Source organism: Traorella massiliensis, from assembly GCF_900104665.1.
In the GTDB taxonomy this organism is placed as follows: Bacteria; Bacillota_I; Bacilli_A; order Erysipelotrichales; family Erysipelotrichaceae; genus Traorella; species Traorella massiliensis.
Genome location: NZ_LT629969.1, coordinates 322,228 through 339,227 on the forward strand (window position 1 = coordinate 322,228; position 17,000 = coordinate 339,227).

Below are 17,000 nucleotides of genomic sequence, written 5' to 3' on the forward strand. Positions count from 1 at the left end.
AAGATAATAGTTTAATTGATATAATGATGCTTGAGGAGATAATAATATGATTGAGGATAACATCAAAAGATTAAGAAAAAATGCTCATATGAGTCAAGAAGATTTAGCGGTTCACCTTGCAGTAACCCGACAAACCATTTCTAAATGGGAGAATGGATTATCGGTACCGGATGCAGAAATGGTCATAAAAATAGCTGAGCTATTCCATACTTCGGTAAATGAAATATTAGGTGTAAATATCAATCATTCAGTTGATAACTTAGCTGAAGAATTAGCTAAAGCAAATGAGATCATTGCAGAGAAAAACAGACTTGTACGAAATATGCAACTAGCGGAGAAAAAAAGAGGATTCATTATATTTATGTGTTTTTTAGCGCTGTTTTTCGCATTACTTATAAAAAATCATATAGTTTCTATTTGCCTGATCGGATTATGTTTTTTAATTGCGTTAGCTGTTTTATATCGCAATCTCGCACTTCTTACAAGCATATCAACAAATGAAATCAAAATAAGAGCATTAAAAATAACAACCATATTTAATGTTAGTCTTTTACTGATTTGTATTTTAGCTGCAGTATTAACAGGACTTGGTATTTTAAAACTATCAGAAGATAACGAAAAAATTCTTGCCATGATATTTGTTTCTATCATCATGATTTTTACTGGAATGATTTCTCCAAAATTACCATTTAATCGACATACAGGTCTTCGTCTTCCATGGACTGTTCAGGATGAAGATACATGGAATCTGGCACACAAAATGATTGGTTTTATTTCATTACCTATTGCAGTTCTTTATATTTTAGGAGCAATGACATTGGATCATTTTGAAACAGTGACTTTAGTGGCAATTCTTGCTTGGATCGGAGTTCCTGCAATCATATCTTTGATATATTATTTTAGGAAATCACTGGGGAAGATATAAATATTTATGTTATAGAAACTTATGAAACTTATTACTTATATATGTTCTTGGGTTAATGTATATCAGAAAGATAAAATACTATAGTTTGATAAATTTAAGTGTAAGGAGGAAATCATGGTAAAAACTCATGCGTCTTGCATGAGTTTATTTTATCCAAAATGTTCTTTGATTTTATGTAATTCATTTTGATGATCGATCCAATTTTCTACATAGCCACAGTTACAACAAACATAGCGAATGACTGGAATTTTTCCAAGCAGCGTAATTGATGTAGTATAAATATTATTTCCGGCCATGTATCTTTTAGGCTGATCAGGAATACGTATGATATTTGTGGATTGACATTTAGGGCATTTTCCTGAAACTTTCATCTTGAGCTCCTATTTTATTACGGATTTTTCTAATAATGGAATTTCTTGCCGGAATTCCTATTCCTATTAAAAGAATTACAAATAAGATAGTTAGATCCATATAGACACCTCTTTTAGATATAAAAATTTTAAAATTCTTTTTTGTTCATAATGGACATACTTATTTTTAAAGATATGAACCATAGCATACCTGCAACAATAATTAAAATACTCACCAGCATTCCCATGCTTACTACAGGAAGATGATTAAGAATGAAAATGATATCTATATTGAAGAATGAGGCTATCTTTACGAGAACGATACCTGATAAAAGTAAAGCTCCGATTGATGCGATGATAGCAATTCTACCTTTCTCTCCGCCAAATTTTAATTGAAATGGGATCATGATGGCTTGAATCAATAACATAAATGGTAAAATGAATAAAGCAGTCATGAGGACATCTGAGAAAGGAAGAAGATTTCTAAAAATATTAACGATAGAAATGATACAGATAGATAAGATCCATGAACCTATACCGAGGATCATGCTTAGATAATATTTCTCAATCACATACTTAGAACGAGTAATCGGTAATGTAAATAAAAAGGCATTTCCATTATCGAATTCATCGTAACTGATAGTACTTAATGAGAATAAAGAAACAATAAATGTAAGAAAGCCTAAGGCGAATGATAAGTCATTGGTAAAAAGTGACATGCCTATAGTAATGATAAGAATAATCAGAAGGAAATTCTTTTGCTCTTTCATAAGCTTAAAATCTTTAATGAGTAATCCTTTCATTTTTCTTTCCCCCTTACCATCATAGTTATGATTTCATCAATCGTTGATTTTTCAATTACAATTGAAGGATAGTTTTCTATATAAAACTGTTTTTGATTGGTTAAAGCACTATATCCATAACTTTCCTTTTTAAACCGCAGAATATACTGTTGATCCAACTTCTCAAACTGATCCTCATCTAATTTTAAAAGTGCATAATCACTTAATAAAACATCTGTTTCTTCATGCATGATGATCTTACCTTCATGAATCATATAGATATCATCACATAAACTTTCTAAATCACTGGAAATATGAGAACTGATCAAAATAGAACGTGTTTCATCGGCTTCCATATATTCTCTTAAAATTTCTAAAAGTTCATCTCTGGCGATGACATCAAGCCCTGCAGTTGGTTCATCTAGAATCAAAAGTCGGGCATTATGTGTACAGGCAACTAATACTTTTAATTTAGCTTTCATACCAGTTGAAAAATCTTTGATTTTTTTGTCTAGTGGTAATTGAAAACGATGAACTTGTTTTAAAAAGAGAGTCTCATCAAATCTTTTATAAAGATTTCGCAAGATAGGAAGAATGTCCTGAATCGTTAAATAACCACTAAATCCAGAATCAGAAAGAACTACACCTATATCTTCCTTATCTTGATCTGTGATATCATGAATATCTTTTTCAAAAATAGAAATATTACCACCATCCATTGAAATGAGACCTAATAGAGCCTTAAATGTAGTACTTTTTCCAGCTCCATTTTGTCCGATGAGTCCAGTGATACATCCTTCCTTAATTTCTAAGGAACAGTCTAAAGAGAAATGATCATAATGTTTTTGTAAGTGTTCGATTTTCAACATATCTACTCCTCCAATAATAATTCAAATAAATTTCTGATATCTTCATCACTGATACCACAACGCCGTCCTTTTTGAATTGCTTTTTCTAAATCGGCTTCTAATTCCTTCTTTTGTTCTTCCAATAGTAATTCAGTATTAGGTGCTGTTACATAGGTGCCTTTACCGTGAATAGTAATTGTAAATCCTTCATTTTCTAAGATATCATAGGCTTTTTTTACTGTTAAAGCACTGATTCTAAGCTCTTTTGATAGAGTACGAACAGAAGGAAGCTGATCATTTTCTTTAAGGTCGCCATTACGGATAAGTGTTTTAATTTGATCGATGATTTGTTCATATATGGGAACCATTGAGCTTGTATTAATTATGATTTTCATAATATCTGCCTCCTTGTGCAAACAGTATATAACAGTAAATAACTGTTGTCAAGTGTTATATGGTGTTTATTAATATAAATATATCAGTAGATGATAAGAATCTGCTCTTGTCTTAAACACAGGATTTATTTTATAGTTTGAGAAGATGATGTTAAAATTAAATTATCATGAATGGAGGTAAAAACATGCAGCATGAATGCAAAATAACTGTATTAGAAACGAAAGTATTCCCTGAATATCAAGAAAAATATCTTGCTGATCCTCAATCAGGTCCATGTCCTTTTTTCAAAGCAGGAGATACTTTTCTTTTAAAAAGAAATGAAGAGCAAGATGATTTCTATCATCTGATGCATGGAAAGTTTTGTGGTGAAGCATGGGATGCGATTAGTAGATACGTTTATACAGCTTTACAGGGTGGATCTATCATGCATAAGTGGACAAATGATGAAAGAATGATGATTGCCTGCTGTAATGATGGAACAAGACCTGTTATATTCAAAATTGAAAGAATTGATATTCCGGAAACAGAAGAAGAAAAACAATGGCTTGAGAAACAGAATTTCAAGAATAAAGCAGGTGATGCTTATACGGGTTAATAAAATGATATAAAAAATACAAAAAATTAATAAGCTAATAGTTGTGAAAAAAATAGGAGCAATCACTCCTATTTTATTTATGTATTTTACGAAGTACTTTTCCATTCAGCATTCCGGTATGTTTTTTATGATCCACAGTAATTTTACCATTGATGATCACATAATCGATACCATCCGGTGCTTTGCCTGGATTTACCGGATCTTCATTTGTACGTAGATGATCTTTATCAAGGATAACGATATCTGCCCATTTACCTTTTTCTAAAGTGCCTCTATCTGAAATATTGAACCAGTCGGCTGGGACTTTGGTCATTTGACGAATCTTATCTTCAAAACGCTGAGGGCCGTAATTTAATAGATAACGGATGGCAAAACAATAGTTATTAGGGTGGGGTAAACGATTTAATGGACGAGGAAGATCCATTTCTGTTTCTAAATTAAATGAAAAACCATCAGCACATGGCATAGAACGCTCACTATCAAGAAGGATCTTTACAGTATCTTCTCCACCAGATTCACGGAAAGTCATGGTCGTATAGGCATCTTTTGAAACGATATTTATCAGGATGTCAATCAGATCATCATTATTTTCTTCTTCCATGATCTGACGTAAAGATTTATTTGAATATTTTAGACAGGCACATTGTTCTATATAGATCATTTCTACGATTTCTTTATCTGCAAGCATCATGGCTTTTCCGCCTTTTACCTGTTCTTTCATCATCTCTATGAAATCATCATAGGCAAGCTTATCTATAAAATTCTCAATAGAACCACACATCAGTACCCATGGACGGAGAAGGGAAATTAAATAAGGAATAGTGGAACCACCCATGCTAGGATTTGCGATAACATCATACATCATAGGTAATCCTTCTTCACGCCAGCCTTTTTCTAATTCTAACACAGAAGCTCTTGCAATCTGCTTTTCTATTTCTTCATTGATTGATGGCGAGTAGCTGTACAGTGATGACATATGAGAGATATTTGTTTTTATACCTGTTCTTCGACAGATTTCTGTAGCTTCCCGCACACCATATAATCGATTGGGTATCTGAGGATTTTCTGGGTCAAAACCACGCACATGGGTATTGTATACGCCGTCATATTCAGCAACAACTTTCACCAGTTCAAGAATCTCTTCCATGGTGGCAAATCTTCCTGGAAGATAATCGAGACCTGTTGAAAAACCCTGTGATCCATGTTCCATATCATCATAAAGCAGGGCCTTCATTTGTTCAATTTCTTCACGAGTTGCAGGACGCTGAGCACACCCCATAACAGCATTGCGGATATGATTATGGCCAGATAAAGGATAATAATTACATGAAAAACCTTTTTGTTCAGCTATATCCATAAATTCTCCTAATGTTTTCCATGTCACATCTAAATGATAATCTTCTTTCAAGGCTTCTTTCATTTTCTTTGCATCTGTTTGGAACGTATAAGGCTGAAAGATCGTTTTATGGACACGATTGACACTTTTATATTCCCAGCACCAGAATTCCCATGTTTCATCACCAATCGGACCAGCAGCTAATCCGCAATTGCCACAGATAAGTGTTGTAACACCTTGCATGGCATAAGCTTCATTTTGCGGCCATACCAAAAGTGACATATCTGCATGACTGTGGGGATCGATAAATCCCGGTGTTACCCAATGCTTTTTCGCATCAATAGAAGATAATGCCTGTTTCTCATCCAAAATGCCGATATCAGCGATTTTCCCATCTGTGATTGCAATATCTCCTAAAAAAGCATCTTTGCCGGTGCCATCAACGATCCTTCCATTTTTAATAATCAAATCGTACATTTACTATCTCCTCCTAACCATTCTTTGTAAATATTCTAGCTTTTATAAACAAAATGTCAATGATTTAACTGTAATTAAGCATTAGTTATGAAATTTATACAGATCAGAAATGGAAAGGTCATATCAAGCATGAACAATACTTTAGTATTGACATTTTTATTTCAGAAAGTTGCCCAATAGTTGCTTGCATGTACCATAAAAAGCATCTATACTTCAATTATAGGAGGAATACTCAATGGCACTAAGTGAAAATATTAAAAAAAGGCGAATAAAGTTAAAAATGTCTCAGGAATATATTGCAGATCAATTGGGAATCAGCCGGCAGGCAGTAGCCAAATGGGAAAACGGTAAAAGTGAACCTTCTGCAGCAAACTTAGCAGAATTAGCAGCTGTATTAGAAACAAGTGTTTCAGATTTAGTTGAAATAAGACAAACAAATGAAGAAATCCAAAAAAAAGATAAAATAAAACAACGCCATCATAATTCTAAAATGCTAGCTGGACGATTTATAGCTGTGTGTCTTGTGAATGCCGGATGGGATGGCTATTCATCTGGATTGTATGCAAAACTTCCACTTTATTGGCTTGCTTTATTAGGAATAGGCATTATTTTGATGTTTATAACATCTATAGATATGAATAAAAAACATCAAATGGATAAAATACAGATTATGACAGGAAGTATCATGATCATTTCAATATTCTTTTTACCACGGATGCTTCCGTTTCATGAAAAAGGAATGAATTATTTCTTATCAGATATCGTTACTGCAATTTGTGTAATTTACTTAGATTTAAAATATTGGCGGTATATCTGGAAGATAAAATAAATGATATAGAAAAAGTCACATGAACGCTTTGTCAATGTGGCTTTATTTATTAGAAAACATTTTTGAATGATAGGCAGATGTATGACTTTATTTACAGATGAAAAGAGATTTGTTCGGTGTCATCCACAAAGCATAACACTTTCTATTACTTTTTGTGATGATCTTTTCTAAATTAGATTTTAAAAAAGAGAACTGATACCTTGCATTTAATTCAGGATCAGCTAACGGAATCAGCACTCTGTATGTATCGTCATTTCTTAAATCCTTTGATAATGCTGAAACAGTGGCAAGAAAATTTGTAGTCAAAACATTCATACGATGAAAAACAAAAGAAATATAACTGATATCGTAACGTTTGACCTGATACAAGCTGTATCAGGTTTTAAATAGATAATTCTATGCATAAAAGGCATGATTCAATATAGATTATAAGTAATTTACATATTAAGTCTTCAATTTTATAATTCAAATATAAAAGGAGGTATTTTAATGAAAAGATATGTCTTTACTGTATTTTCAATCCTGTTATCTTTTTCACTTGTGGCTTGTTCATCTTTATCACAGGAAGAAGTAGGAGGTGATTTGTTTTTAATAAAAGTAGAGGATCTGTATTCAAGTAATTATGACGAATGCCTGGATAGAGCTTCTGAGGAAAAGGCATCAAATGCCAGACCTGCTTTAGCGACACACGTTGAGAATATGGATGAATATGATATTATTTTTCTAGGTTTTCCTAACTGATGGTATACGATTCCGATGTCCGTTCATACATTTTTGGAAGAATATGATTTTTCTGGAAAAACGATCATTCCTTTTGTTACGCATGGTACAGGAGGATTATCTAATACGATCAATGATCTGACAAATTCGCTTGATGAAACGGTAACGATCTTAGAACCTATAGGTATCTATCGTTTGGATGTTGATGATTCACAGCCGGCAATCAAGCAGTGGCTAACAAGTCTTGATATATAAAAATAAAGTATGATCTATAAAAGACAGAAGGTGTAAAATGAAAAAAAGTCAGATAAAAATAGGCGTTGATATTCTCATGACAATCTTATTATTATTTTTAATGGGATATCAGTTTTGGGGAGATGCAGCTCATGAGTGGGTAGGATTTTTCTTATTTATACTATTTATTCTCCATCATCTATTAAATATCCAATGGTATAAAAATCTTTTTCGTGGCCGATATACACCTGTGCGTATATTTCAGCTGATCATCGATATATCATTATTTTTCATTATGATCGGACTTATGATTAGCAGTATCTTGTTATCAAGTCATGTACTTTCATTTCTGAAAATTCAAGGGATGACTTCTTTTGCGAGGATCTTGCATATGGCAACAGCTTATTGGAGCTATGTTTTGATGGCTTTGCATTTAGGTTTGAATTGGGGCGTACTAGTAGCTCTTGTACGTAAAAATATGGTTTTTGTATTAAGGTTAAAACCTCGTATTACATTATTGATTGCTGTAGTTATTGCACTTATGGGACTGGGGGTGTTTATTCAGCGTGATTTATTAACCTATATGCTTGTACAAACAGAATTTGTATTTTTAGATTTCAATGAATCAAAAATCAGATTCTATCTTGATTATCTCGCATTAATGGGTTTCTTTATTTTTATCGCATATTATATATCAAAATGGTTACGTTCATTAAAAGTTAACAAATAATATAATTATAAGGAAGGTGATTTTATGAAAATATTGATATTAACAGGAAGTCCTCATAAGAAAGGTACTTCTAACACATTAGTAAGTGAATTTAAAAAAGGAGCTGTAGAAGCTGGACATCAGGTAGAAATCTATGACTGTGCTCATGGAAATCTTCATCCATGCTTAGGTTGTGATGCTTGTGGGATGAATGGAAAATGTATTCAAAAAGATGAGGGTAATCAGGTATTAGCTAAGATCTTAGAAAGTGATCTCATTGTTTTCGCAACCCCTATATATTATTTTGGTATGAGTGCGCAATTAAAAATGATGATCGATCGTTTCTATGCACAAAATGGAAATATTACTCGTAAGCATATGAAGGCCATCTTACTGACAACCGCATGGAATGATGATGAAATAGTGATGAAGGGAATTAAAACACATTTTGAAATTATTTTTGATTATCTTGATTTTCAAAATGCAGGTATGATATTGGCTAAAGGGGCTGGAACAGTAGGGATGATGCCAAGGAAATATCTTGAAGAAGCTTATAGCTTAGGTAGAAATTTATAAAAGGAGACATTATGGAATATCGTAAATTAGGAAATTCAGATTTAATGGTATCGGCTATTTGTATGGGATGTATGGGATTTGGCGATCCTCATAATGGTCAGCATTCATGGACGCTTGATGAAAAAAAGAGTCGAGAAATTATTCAAAAAGGAATTGAACTTGGTGTTAACTTCTTTGATACAGCCATTGGTTATCAAAGTGGAACGAGTGAACAGTATTTAGGACGTGCTTTGAAAGATTTTGTGAAACGAGATGAAGTTGTGGTTGCGACAAAGTTTCTTCCTCGTACACAAGAAGAAATAGATAAGGGTATCAGTGGTCAGCAGCATATCGAAAGAATGTTGAATAAGAGCTTAGAGAATTTAGGTATGGATCATGTAGATCTTTATATTTATCATATGTGGGATTATCAGACACCTTTATATGAGATCATGGAAGGGTTGAATAATATGGTCAAAGCAGGTAAAACAAGATATATTGGTATTTCAAACTGTTTTGCTTTTCAACTGGCTCAAGCTAATGCCTTGGCTGAAAAATATGGTTTTGCGAAATTTATATCTGTACAGGGACATTATAATTTGATCTTTAGAGAAGAAGAAAGAGAAATGGCAAAACTATGTGCACAGGACAATATCGCAATGACTCCATATAGTGCTTTAGCCGGTGGGCGGTTAGCAAAACGCCCAAATGAAACGAGTAAAAGACTTGTAGAAGATAGCTATGCGAAATTAAAATATGATGCCACTGCGAAACAAGATCATCTGATTATTGAAAGAGTTATGGAACTGGCAGATAGGCATGGTGTCAGCATGACTGAAATCTCATTAGCGTGGCTTTTAAAGAAGGTCACATCTCCAATCGTTGGTACAACAAAGACGAGTCATATTGAAGGAGCTGTCAAAGCAGTCGATCTGAAATTAAGTGAGGATGAAATGATTTATCTGGAAGAATGTTATGTGCCACATGCCCTAGTGGGTGTCATGGCTCAGAATACCCCTGCAGCTGCAAAAGAAAAGCATGTATGGTCAACAGGTAATCAGAATATCTGAAATGGAGGAGCAAAGATGTTTATAAAGGTAAACGATACGATTTTAAAAGCAGAGCTTGTTGATAATTCTTCGACAAAAGCATTAAAGAAAAAGCTTGCGCAAGGTCCGCTTACGATTCATATGAACGATTATGCAAGAATGGAAAAAGTAGGAGATCTTGGTTTTTATCTGCCTGTAAATGACCGGTACACACAAACAGAAGCAAAAGACTTAATCTTATATCAAGGCTTTTTTTTGTGATTTATTATGCTAAGAATTATTGGAATTTCACAAAGCTTGGAAGAATTGAGAATGTAAGCAAAGAAGAATTAAAAAAACTGTTAGGTCATCAGGATGTGACGGTTACTTTATCACTGGAATAATTATAAAAAATGTTCTGAATAAAATAGAACATTTTCTTGTATTAATGCTGTAATTCAAATAAATCATATATTTGATCTAGAAATTTTTCACTAGGTCTAGATAGTTTTTGATACTTTTTCCAAATGAGATACATGCTGATTTTAAGAGAAGGAGAAAGAGGAATGAAACAAAGGTTTGAATGACCGGATACATTTATGATCTTATCTAATCCAAGTGCATATCCCAGTCCTTCTTCAACCATTATAGAAGCATTAAAAATAAGATTATAGGTTGCAACGATATTCATTTCATTGCGACTTTTTTTCATCCAGGAAGTTAATGGGTCTCCATCATAGATATTTCTATTGATGATCAAAGGAAGCCCTTCTAAATCTTTAGGCTCAATCAATTTTTTACTTGATAATGGACTGTCTTTTCGCATCAAAACACCATAAGTATCCTTATAAGGTATTTCAAGATATTCATATTTTGAGGTATCAACATTGCTTAATAAAACTCCAAAATCATAGAGCCCTTTATCAAGTCTTTCAAGTACATCAGTCGTATCTCCGCTAGCGATATGAAAACGAATTTTTGGATAATCTGTTTGAAGCTGATAAACTGCCTGGGCAAGTAAACGGATCGCTTCAGTTTCTCCGGCACCGATATAAATATCGCCTTCGCTGATATCATCAGAAAGAGTAAGTTCATCTTCGCATCGTTTCACTAAATCTAATATTTCCTGTGCACGTTTGCGTAAGATCATCCCTTCTTCAGTGAGGGTTATTTTACGGTTTCCTCGAATAAATAATTGTTTTCCTAGAGATTCTTCAAGATCTTTGATCTGTCTTGAAAGTGTTGGCTGTGAAAGATGAAGAAATTCAGCGGCAGCTGATATATTCTGTTCACGAGCGATCGCTAAAAAATATTCTAATACTCTTAATTCCATGAAATGATCCTCCTATAGATATTATAATGAAGTTTTCTATTCAAATCAAGCATACCAAACTATTAAGTATAAGTATTTGTTATCTGTAGATTTAAGTGTTACGATGAATATGCAAAGGAAAGATGTGATTTATGAAAAGAAAGTTAACGGAAGATTTTATTAAACAAAATCTAAAAGATGCTGGCTGTGACGGTGATACGATTGATTGCATATTAGAATGCTGTGAGAATGGCAATATAAAAAAAAGAAAAAAAGTTATTTCTCAGCATCGTAAAAAACTATTGGAACAAGTCCATGAGGGACAACGCCAGATTGATTGTCTTGATTATTTTTCATATCAAATTGAAGATGATGAAAAGGAAAAGAAATGATGAAAGGAAGGAAATATGAAGATTAATTTTGATGAAATAATTGATCGCAGAGGAAGTAATTCTTCTAAATGGAATGTGCAAGAGAATGAATTGCCATTGTCAATGGCTGATATGGATTTTAAAGCTTCACCTGAAATTATAGAAGCTTTATCTAAAAGGATCCGGCATGGAATATTTGGATACAGTGATGTATCGGATGAATGGAAAGAAAGTATCATCCATTGGTGGCAAACAAGACATCAATTTGAAATTCAAAAGGAATGGCTGATGTTTTGTACGGGAGTAATACCTGCTATTTCAAGTATCGTAAGAAAGATAACGACACCTGCGGAAAAAATAGTTGTGTTGACACCAATTTATAATATCTTTTTTAATTCTATCTTGAATAATGGCAGAGTCGTTTTAGAGTGTCCGTTAGTTGAAAAAGATGGGAGATATGAGATCGATTTTATAGACTTAGAGAGCAAACTATCTGATCCTCAGACAACGATGATGATCTTATGTAATCCTCATAATCCGATCGGGAAGATCTGGAACAGAGAAGAACTTGAAAAAATCGGTGAACTTTGTGAGAAACATCATGTGGTCGTAGTATCTGATGAGATCCATTGTGACCTGACAGATCCTGGAAAATCTTATCTTCCTTATGCTTCGATTTCAAAGAATTGTTTAAATAACAGTATCGTATGTGTTGCTCCTTCAAAAACATTTAATCTTGCAGGACTGCAAAGTGCCGCAATCATCGTTGCCAATGAAGCTTTACGAAATAAAGTAAATCGGGCGATCAATACAGATGAGGTGGCAGAGCCAAATGCTTTTGCGATGAGCGCTACTATTGCTGCATATCACTCACAGTATTGGCTAGATGAATTACGCAATTATATATTTGAAAATAAAAAATTAGTACGTGAGTATATCGCACTTCATATTCCAGAATTAAAAGTGCTTGATTCAGAAGCGACCTATCTGTTATGGATCGATTGTCGAGAAATCACTAATGATTCCACAGAACTTGTGAATGAGATAAGAAAGAAAACCGGTTTGATTTTATCTTCCGGTGAAATTTATAGAGGAGATGGGTTTCATTATTTAAGAATGAATACAGCTTATCCAAGAAAAGTAATGATAGATGCTTTAAATAGATTGCATCATGCAATCGAAATGATAAAAATTGGAGGTTAATATGAAAAAGAATTGGATCAAGATGATTCTGTTGTCAGCCATGGTCTTAACAGGATGTGCCAATCAAAAGAGTGAGCAGGATCAATTAACAGAAATTCAAGAAGAGGGAGTTTTAGTAGTGGGTACAGAGGGAACCTATTCTCCAAATAGCTATCATGATGAAGAGGGAAATCTTGTAGGATTTGATGTAGAAGTGGCAAAAGCCGTTGGTGAACATTTAGGTGTTGAAGTAGAATTCTTTGAAGCTGAGTGGGATTCTTTGTTTGCGGCAATGGATTCTGGAAGAGTGGATACGGTGATCAATGAAGTTGAATATTCTGAAGATAGAGCTGAAAAATATGATTTTTCAGAAGCTTATACTTATGTACATGGAGCTTTATTGGTTGCTGATGATAATACAGATATCACCTCTTTTGAAGATCTTGAAGGCAAGCGTGCTGCTCAGAATTTAACGAGCAGCTGGGGCAGAATGGCTGAAGAATATGGAGCTGAGCTTGTAAGTGTGGATACACTGAATCAGGTAATGGATCTTTTAAGCAGTGATCGTGCAGATGCGACATTAAATGCGGAAACAGCTTTTGGTGATTATATGCGAAATCATCCAGAAGAACCGGTAAAAATCGTAGCACTGACAGAAACGACTTCTTCTTCACTTATTCCTGTAAGAAAAGGTGAACAGAATTTATTAGAAGCTATCAATCAGGCACTTGAAGAAATGCGTCAATCAGGAGAATTAAAAGCAATCTCAGAAAAGTATTTTGGTATGGATGTGACGAGCAATGAGGTAAGATAAGGTCATGAATGAAAGATTGTTTGATTTGCTGATAAGTTCTTTTGGAGAAATTTTTATACAAGGTATCAAAGTGACGATTCCTTTAACGATTATTTCATTTTTATTGGCAATGATCATTGCCTTAATTACAGCAATCGTTCAGGTGGCAAATATAAAAGTATTCAAACAGCTGGCTCGATTTTATGTGTGGATCATTCGTGGAACCCCGCTTTTAGTACAGTTATTTGTTATTTTTTATGGACTGCCCAGTTTAGGAATCGTTTTAGATGCTTTTCCATCAGCAATCCTTGTTTTCTCATTTAATACCGGAGCTTATGCATCAGAAACGATAAGAGCCGCTATTGAAGCTGTACCAAAAGGACAGATGGAAGCAGGGTATTGTGTAGGTATGAACTATATTCAGATCATGAGACGGATCATTCTTCCACAAGCTTTGAAAACAGCTTTTCCACCTTTAAGTAATTCACTGATTGGTTTACTGAAAGATACTTCACTGGCAGCCAGCATTACGATTTACGATATGTTTTTAGCTTCACAAAGAATTGCTGCGAGAACTTATGAAACATTTGCTTTATATTTAGAGGTAGCTGTGATTTATTTGATTTTCTGTACAGTGCTGACAAAATTACAGATGCTCTGTGAGAAAAAGCTACAGATAGAATAGGAGGAAAATATGCTTGAAGTAAAAAATGTTGAAAAGTCATTTGGTGATTTAAAAGTATTAAATGGCATAAGTCTTCAGGTGAATCAAAAAGATGTCATTTCTATCATAGGGCCTAGCGGATCAGGCAAGACAACGCTTTTACGTTGTATCAATTTTCTAACAATTGCTGATTCGGGAGAAATGATTTTTGATGATGAACATTTTGATATGAATAAAGTAAGCAAGAAAGATATGGCTCGCATACGAAAAAAGACAGCTTTTGTTTTCCAAAATTATAATCTTTTCACGAATAAAACAGCGTTGGAAAATGTGACCGAAGGACTTATCATAGGTAGAAAAATGCCTAAGAAAGAAGCTGAGGAAAGAGGGATGAAAGCCTTGGCTAAAGTAGGCATGGAGGAGCGTTATAACTATTATCCCCATCAGCTTTCTGGAGGACAGCAGCAGCGAGTAGGCATCGCTCGAGCCATTGTTAGTGATCCTGAAGTAATCTTATTTGATGAACCTACTTCAGCTCTTGATCCTGAATTAATTGGTGAAGTGTTAGAAGTTATTCGGACATTGGCAAAAGAAGGCATGACGATGATCATCGTGACTCATGAAATGAATTTTGCGAAAAATGTCAGTACAAAGGTAATTTTTATGGATAAAGGGATGATTGTTGAAGAAGGAAAGCCAGAAGAGATTTTTGATTTTCCTGTCAATGAAAGAACACGTCAATTTTTAAGTTCTTTTAGAATGAGAACTGAATCAGATAAATAAGAGCATAAATAAAAGTCTTGGAATGTCATCCCAAGACTTTTATTATTATTATTATTCGTAATCTCCGTTAATTTTCTTAACAGCTAACCAGGCTTCACTTGTACAATTGAATAGCTTGCGTCCTTTCTTAGCATCGCCGATCACATAAGTTTCAAGACCATCAATCTTTAAAGAATCGACGACATTACTGCGTGAAGTAAGACCTAAAGCCGCAATAACAGTATCACAAGCTAATTCATGCGTAATTCCTTGACTTTCATAAACGATTCCGGAATCTGTAACTTCTTTTACTTTGGCATTTACTAAAATTTCTGTATTCACTTTAGAAAGTTCAGTATTCAAGGCTATCTGAGAAAGAGGTTCATCTTCAAGAGCAATACCTTCTCTCATTTCAACGATAGTTACTTCTTTACCGGCTTGTCCAAGCATTAAAGCTGTTTCTGTTCCAACCAGACCACCACCGATAATTGCTACTTTGCCAACAGCTTTATCAGGGTCCATGATAACTTCTTCTGCAGTATAAGCTTTTTCGATGCCTAAAATATTAGGAACGATATATTCAGAACCCACGGCAATGATCAGTGCATCTGGTTTTAATTCTTCAATCATTTCTTTTGTCGCAGCTGTGTTCATGCGAACATCTACCTTAGACTTTTCAAGCTGAACTTTTTCCCAGTTTAAGACACCACGAGCGGCTTTTTTAAAATGAGCTTCTGTTGCCTCAATGAAATGTCCGCCTAATTCATTGCCAGCTTCTAAGAGGGTTACTTTATGACCATGCAAGTCAGCTACACGGGCGGCTTCCATACCAGCCATACCGCCACCAACGACAACAACATGTTTAGGATTTTTAACCTGATAAACCTTAAATTCTCTTTCTCGTCCGGCCTGGGCATTTACTTCACAACGAATAGGATGTCCTGCAAAGAAAGAGGTAATGCAGCCTTCATGGCCTCTCATACATGGACGAACATCTTCCAAACGTCCTTCTTTTACTTTTAAAGGCAGATAAGGATCGGCAATTAAAGGACGCCCAAAAGCAACCAGATCGGCATCATCGTTTTCCAATGCTTTTTCAGCTAATTCTGGATTTAAAGCATTGACAGTAATGACTTTTGCTTTAGTAACGGCTTTTTTCATTGCAGAAGCAAGATTAACAATGGCTCCTTCAGGGCGATACATCGGAGAAATCATCCAATTTGCCATCGTTTCATAATTACCTACAGATACATGGATGTAATCTACTTCATCTTCTACCATCTTTCCGATGGCTGTCGTATCTTCGATCGTAAGACCGCCATCAACATATTCACAACCGCTAATTCTTAAACCAACAAGAAATTCATAACCTACTTTGGCACGTACTTTCGTAATGATATTTTTTAGGAAACGAGCACGATTTTCTGGATTTCCACCATATTCATCCGTTCTTTTATTGGTATATGGACTCAAGAAGCTACAAATCAGATAACCATGTGCACCATGGATCTCAACGCCATCAAATCCGGCACATTTAGCTCGATAAGCGGCATCTGCAAAGGCATCTTCAATTGCCACGATCTCATCAACTTCCAAAGCTCTTGGCATTCTTCCTACAAACTTGCTGGCAACAGCAGAAGGTCCAACACATTCCTGTCCAGGAACGGCATTACCATTTGCCTGAATACCGCCATGAGAAAGCTGGAGAATTGCCACAGCTCCATTTTCCTTGATTGCCTGTGCCAGATAATATTTCCCTGCTATCAAATGATCACTATTCAATCCACTTGATGAAATGGAAGATCTCGAAGCAATGGAATCTACAAATGTATTTTCAACAATGATTGCGGCTGCTCCGCCTTTGGCTCTTTCCGCATAATAATCACACATCTGTGGTGTCGTATCACCAATCGGCGTACACAGTCTGGTTTCCATAGGAGCCATAACGATACGATTTTTAAACGTATAACTTCCTACCTGAATAGGTTCCATCAGTTTACAAGTGCTCATCAAAATCCCTCCTTAATATATAAGCCTTGTTTAAGGTTATTATAAAACAATGATATTTTATTCACAATGTTTTCTCATAATTCTCAACTTTATGAGAAAATAATCTTGAAAATTCTCAAATC

General features: G+C 34.5%; 21 protein-coding genes and 1 pseudogene. 14 read left to right on the forward strand and 8 right to left on the reverse strand.

The features are described 5' to 3' along the window. Window positions 1-46 precede the first annotated feature (46 nt). Window positions 47-925, forward strand: coding sequence for an XRE family transcriptional regulator (locus tag BQ5367_RS08800; RefSeq protein WP_071442152.1), 879 nt, complete (start codon window positions 47-49; stop codon window positions 923-925). 149 nt (window positions 926-1,074) lie between these two features. On the opposite strand, the gene BQ5367_RS08805 is transcribed toward BQ5367_RS08800, so the two are convergent. The 4 genes from BQ5367_RS08805 to BQ5367_RS08820 all read right to left on the reverse strand — a co-directional run bounded on the left by BQ5367_RS08805 (window position 1,075) and on the right by BQ5367_RS08820 (window position 3,300). Further along, the gene (locus tag BQ5367_RS08805) at window positions 1,075-1,296 is read right to left on the reverse strand and encodes a hypothetical protein (protein ID WP_071442153.1); all 222 of its coding nucleotides are present in this window, start codon (window positions 1,294-1,296) and stop codon (window positions 1,075-1,077) included. Between the two features lie 128 nt (window positions 1,297-1,424). Continuing rightward, the gene (locus BQ5367_RS08810; RefSeq protein ID WP_071442154.1) at window positions 1,425-2,078 is read right to left on the reverse strand and encodes an ABC-2 transporter permease; all 654 of its coding nucleotides are present in this window, start codon (window positions 2,076-2,078) and stop codon (window positions 1,425-1,427) included. Beyond that, window positions 2,075-2,926, reverse strand: coding sequence for an ATP-binding cassette domain-containing protein (locus BQ5367_RS08815; RefSeq protein WP_071442155.1), 852 nt, complete (start codon window positions 2,924-2,926; stop codon window positions 2,075-2,077). The genes BQ5367_RS08810 and BQ5367_RS08815 overlap by 4 nt, the downstream gene beginning before the upstream one ends. A 2-nt stretch (window positions 2,927-2,928) precedes the next feature. Beyond that, window positions 2,929-3,300, reverse strand: coding sequence for a GntR family transcriptional regulator (locus BQ5367_RS08820; protein WP_071442156.1), 372 nt, complete (start codon window positions 3,298-3,300; stop codon window positions 2,929-2,931). Between the two features lie 185 nt (window positions 3,301-3,485). Here BQ5367_RS08820 and BQ5367_RS08825 point away from each other — a divergent pair, with 185 nt between their 5' ends. Continuing rightward, window positions 3,486-3,896, forward strand: coding sequence for a TIGR04076 family protein (locus tag BQ5367_RS08825; RefSeq protein ID WP_071442157.1), 411 nt, complete (start codon window positions 3,486-3,488; stop codon window positions 3,894-3,896). A gap of 73 nt (window positions 3,897-3,969) precedes the next feature. Here the strand turns inward: BQ5367_RS08825 and BQ5367_RS08830 are convergent, their stop codons facing one another. Then, a complete protein-coding gene (locus BQ5367_RS08830; protein WP_071442158.1) occupies window positions 3,970-5,709 on the reverse strand; it encodes an N-acyl-D-amino-acid deacylase family protein in 1,740 nt (579 codons plus the stop codon). A 235-nt stretch (window positions 5,710-5,944) separates the two neighbouring features. Between BQ5367_RS08830 and BQ5367_RS08835 the strand changes: the two genes are divergently transcribed. Then, window positions 5,945-6,538, forward strand: coding sequence for a helix-turn-helix domain-containing protein (locus BQ5367_RS08835; protein WP_071442159.1), 594 nt, complete (start codon window positions 5,945-5,947; stop codon window positions 6,536-6,538). Between the two features lie 87 nt (window positions 6,539-6,625). Here BQ5367_RS08835 and BQ5367_RS08840 read toward each other — a convergent pair whose 3' ends face one another. Next, on the reverse strand, window positions 6,626-6,907 hold the full coding sequence (locus BQ5367_RS08840; protein WP_071442160.1) for a hypothetical protein: 282 nt from the start codon (window positions 6,905-6,907) through the stop codon (window positions 6,626-6,628). Between the two features lie 120 nt (window positions 6,908-7,027). Between BQ5367_RS08840 and BQ5367_RS14020 the strand changes: the two are divergent. The 6 genes and pseudogenes from BQ5367_RS14020 to BQ5367_RS13965 all read left to right on the forward strand — a co-directional run bounded on the left by BQ5367_RS14020 (window position 7,028) and on the right by BQ5367_RS13965 (window position 10,188). Then, window positions 7,028-7,513 (forward strand): annotated as a pseudogene (locus BQ5367_RS14020) (flavodoxin). Window positions 7,514-7,550: 37 nt separating this feature from the next. Beyond that, entirely contained in the window at window positions 7,551-8,222 is a 672-nt protein-coding gene (locus tag BQ5367_RS08855; protein WP_071442163.1) for a DUF4405 domain-containing protein, read from the forward strand. 24 nt (window positions 8,223-8,246) lie between these two features. After that, window positions 8,247-8,777, forward strand: a complete 531-nt coding sequence (locus BQ5367_RS08860) for a flavodoxin family protein (protein ID WP_071442164.1) — start codon at window positions 8,247-8,249, stop codon at window positions 8,775-8,777. A gap of 11 nt (window positions 8,778-8,788) precedes the next feature. Continuing rightward, complete coding sequence (locus BQ5367_RS08865; RefSeq protein ID WP_071442165.1) at window positions 8,789-9,826, forward strand: aldo/keto reductase; 1,038 nt, start codon at window positions 8,789-8,791, stop codon at window positions 9,824-9,826. Between the two features lie 15 nt (window positions 9,827-9,841). Then, the gene (locus BQ5367_RS13960; RefSeq protein WP_202615288.1) at window positions 9,842-10,066 is read left to right on the forward strand and encodes a cyclophilin-like fold protein; all 225 of its coding nucleotides are present in this window, start codon (window positions 9,842-9,844) and stop codon (window positions 10,064-10,066) included. Beyond that, window positions 10,063-10,188: a cyclophilin-like fold protein gene (locus tag BQ5367_RS13965; protein WP_202615289.1), complete on the forward strand. Its 126-nt coding sequence runs from the start codon at window positions 10,063-10,065 to the stop codon at window positions 10,186-10,188. Before BQ5367_RS13960 ends, BQ5367_RS13965 begins: the two co-directional genes overlap by 4 nt. A 41-nt stretch (window positions 10,189-10,229) precedes the next feature. Here the strand turns inward: BQ5367_RS13965 and BQ5367_RS08875 are convergent, their stop codons facing one another. Then, complete coding sequence (locus BQ5367_RS08875; protein ID WP_071442166.1) at window positions 10,230-11,117, reverse strand: LysR family transcriptional regulator; 888 nt, start codon at window positions 11,115-11,117, stop codon at window positions 10,230-10,232. 131 nt (window positions 11,118-11,248) lie between these two features. Here BQ5367_RS08875 and BQ5367_RS08880 point away from each other — a divergent pair, with 131 nt between their 5' ends. From BQ5367_RS08880 to BQ5367_RS08900, 5 genes are read left to right on the forward strand one after another with little or no spacing between them, the layout of a single operon-like run. Further along, window positions 11,249-11,488, forward strand: coding sequence for a hypothetical protein (locus BQ5367_RS08880; RefSeq protein ID WP_071442167.1), 240 nt, complete (start codon window positions 11,249-11,251; stop codon window positions 11,486-11,488). A gap of 15 nt (window positions 11,489-11,503) precedes the next feature. Beyond that, window positions 11,504-12,670, forward strand: coding sequence for a MalY/PatB family protein (locus BQ5367_RS08885; protein WP_071442168.1), 1,167 nt, complete (start codon window positions 11,504-11,506; stop codon window positions 12,668-12,670). A gap of 1 nt (window position 12,671) precedes the next feature. Next, window positions 12,672-13,463, forward strand: a complete 792-nt coding sequence (locus tag BQ5367_RS08890; RefSeq protein WP_071442169.1) for a transporter substrate-binding domain-containing protein — start codon at window positions 12,672-12,674, stop codon at window positions 13,461-13,463. Window positions 13,464-13,467: 4 nt separating this feature from the next. Further along, window positions 13,468-14,127 (forward strand): amino acid ABC transporter permease, encoded by a 660-nt coding sequence (locus BQ5367_RS08895; RefSeq protein WP_071442170.1) that lies wholly within the window; start codon window positions 13,468-13,470, stop codon window positions 14,125-14,127. A 9-nt stretch (window positions 14,128-14,136) separates the two neighbouring features. Continuing rightward, window positions 14,137-14,889, forward strand: coding sequence for an amino acid ABC transporter ATP-binding protein (locus BQ5367_RS08900; RefSeq protein WP_071442171.1), 753 nt, complete (start codon window positions 14,137-14,139; stop codon window positions 14,887-14,889). 51 nt (window positions 14,890-14,940) lie between these two features. Here BQ5367_RS08900 and BQ5367_RS08905 read toward each other — a convergent pair whose 3' ends face one another. After that, window positions 14,941-16,878, reverse strand: a complete 1,938-nt coding sequence (locus BQ5367_RS08905) for an oxidoreductase (protein ID WP_071442172.1) — start codon at window positions 16,876-16,878, stop codon at window positions 14,941-14,943. Window positions 16,879-17,000 lie beyond the last annotated feature (122 nt).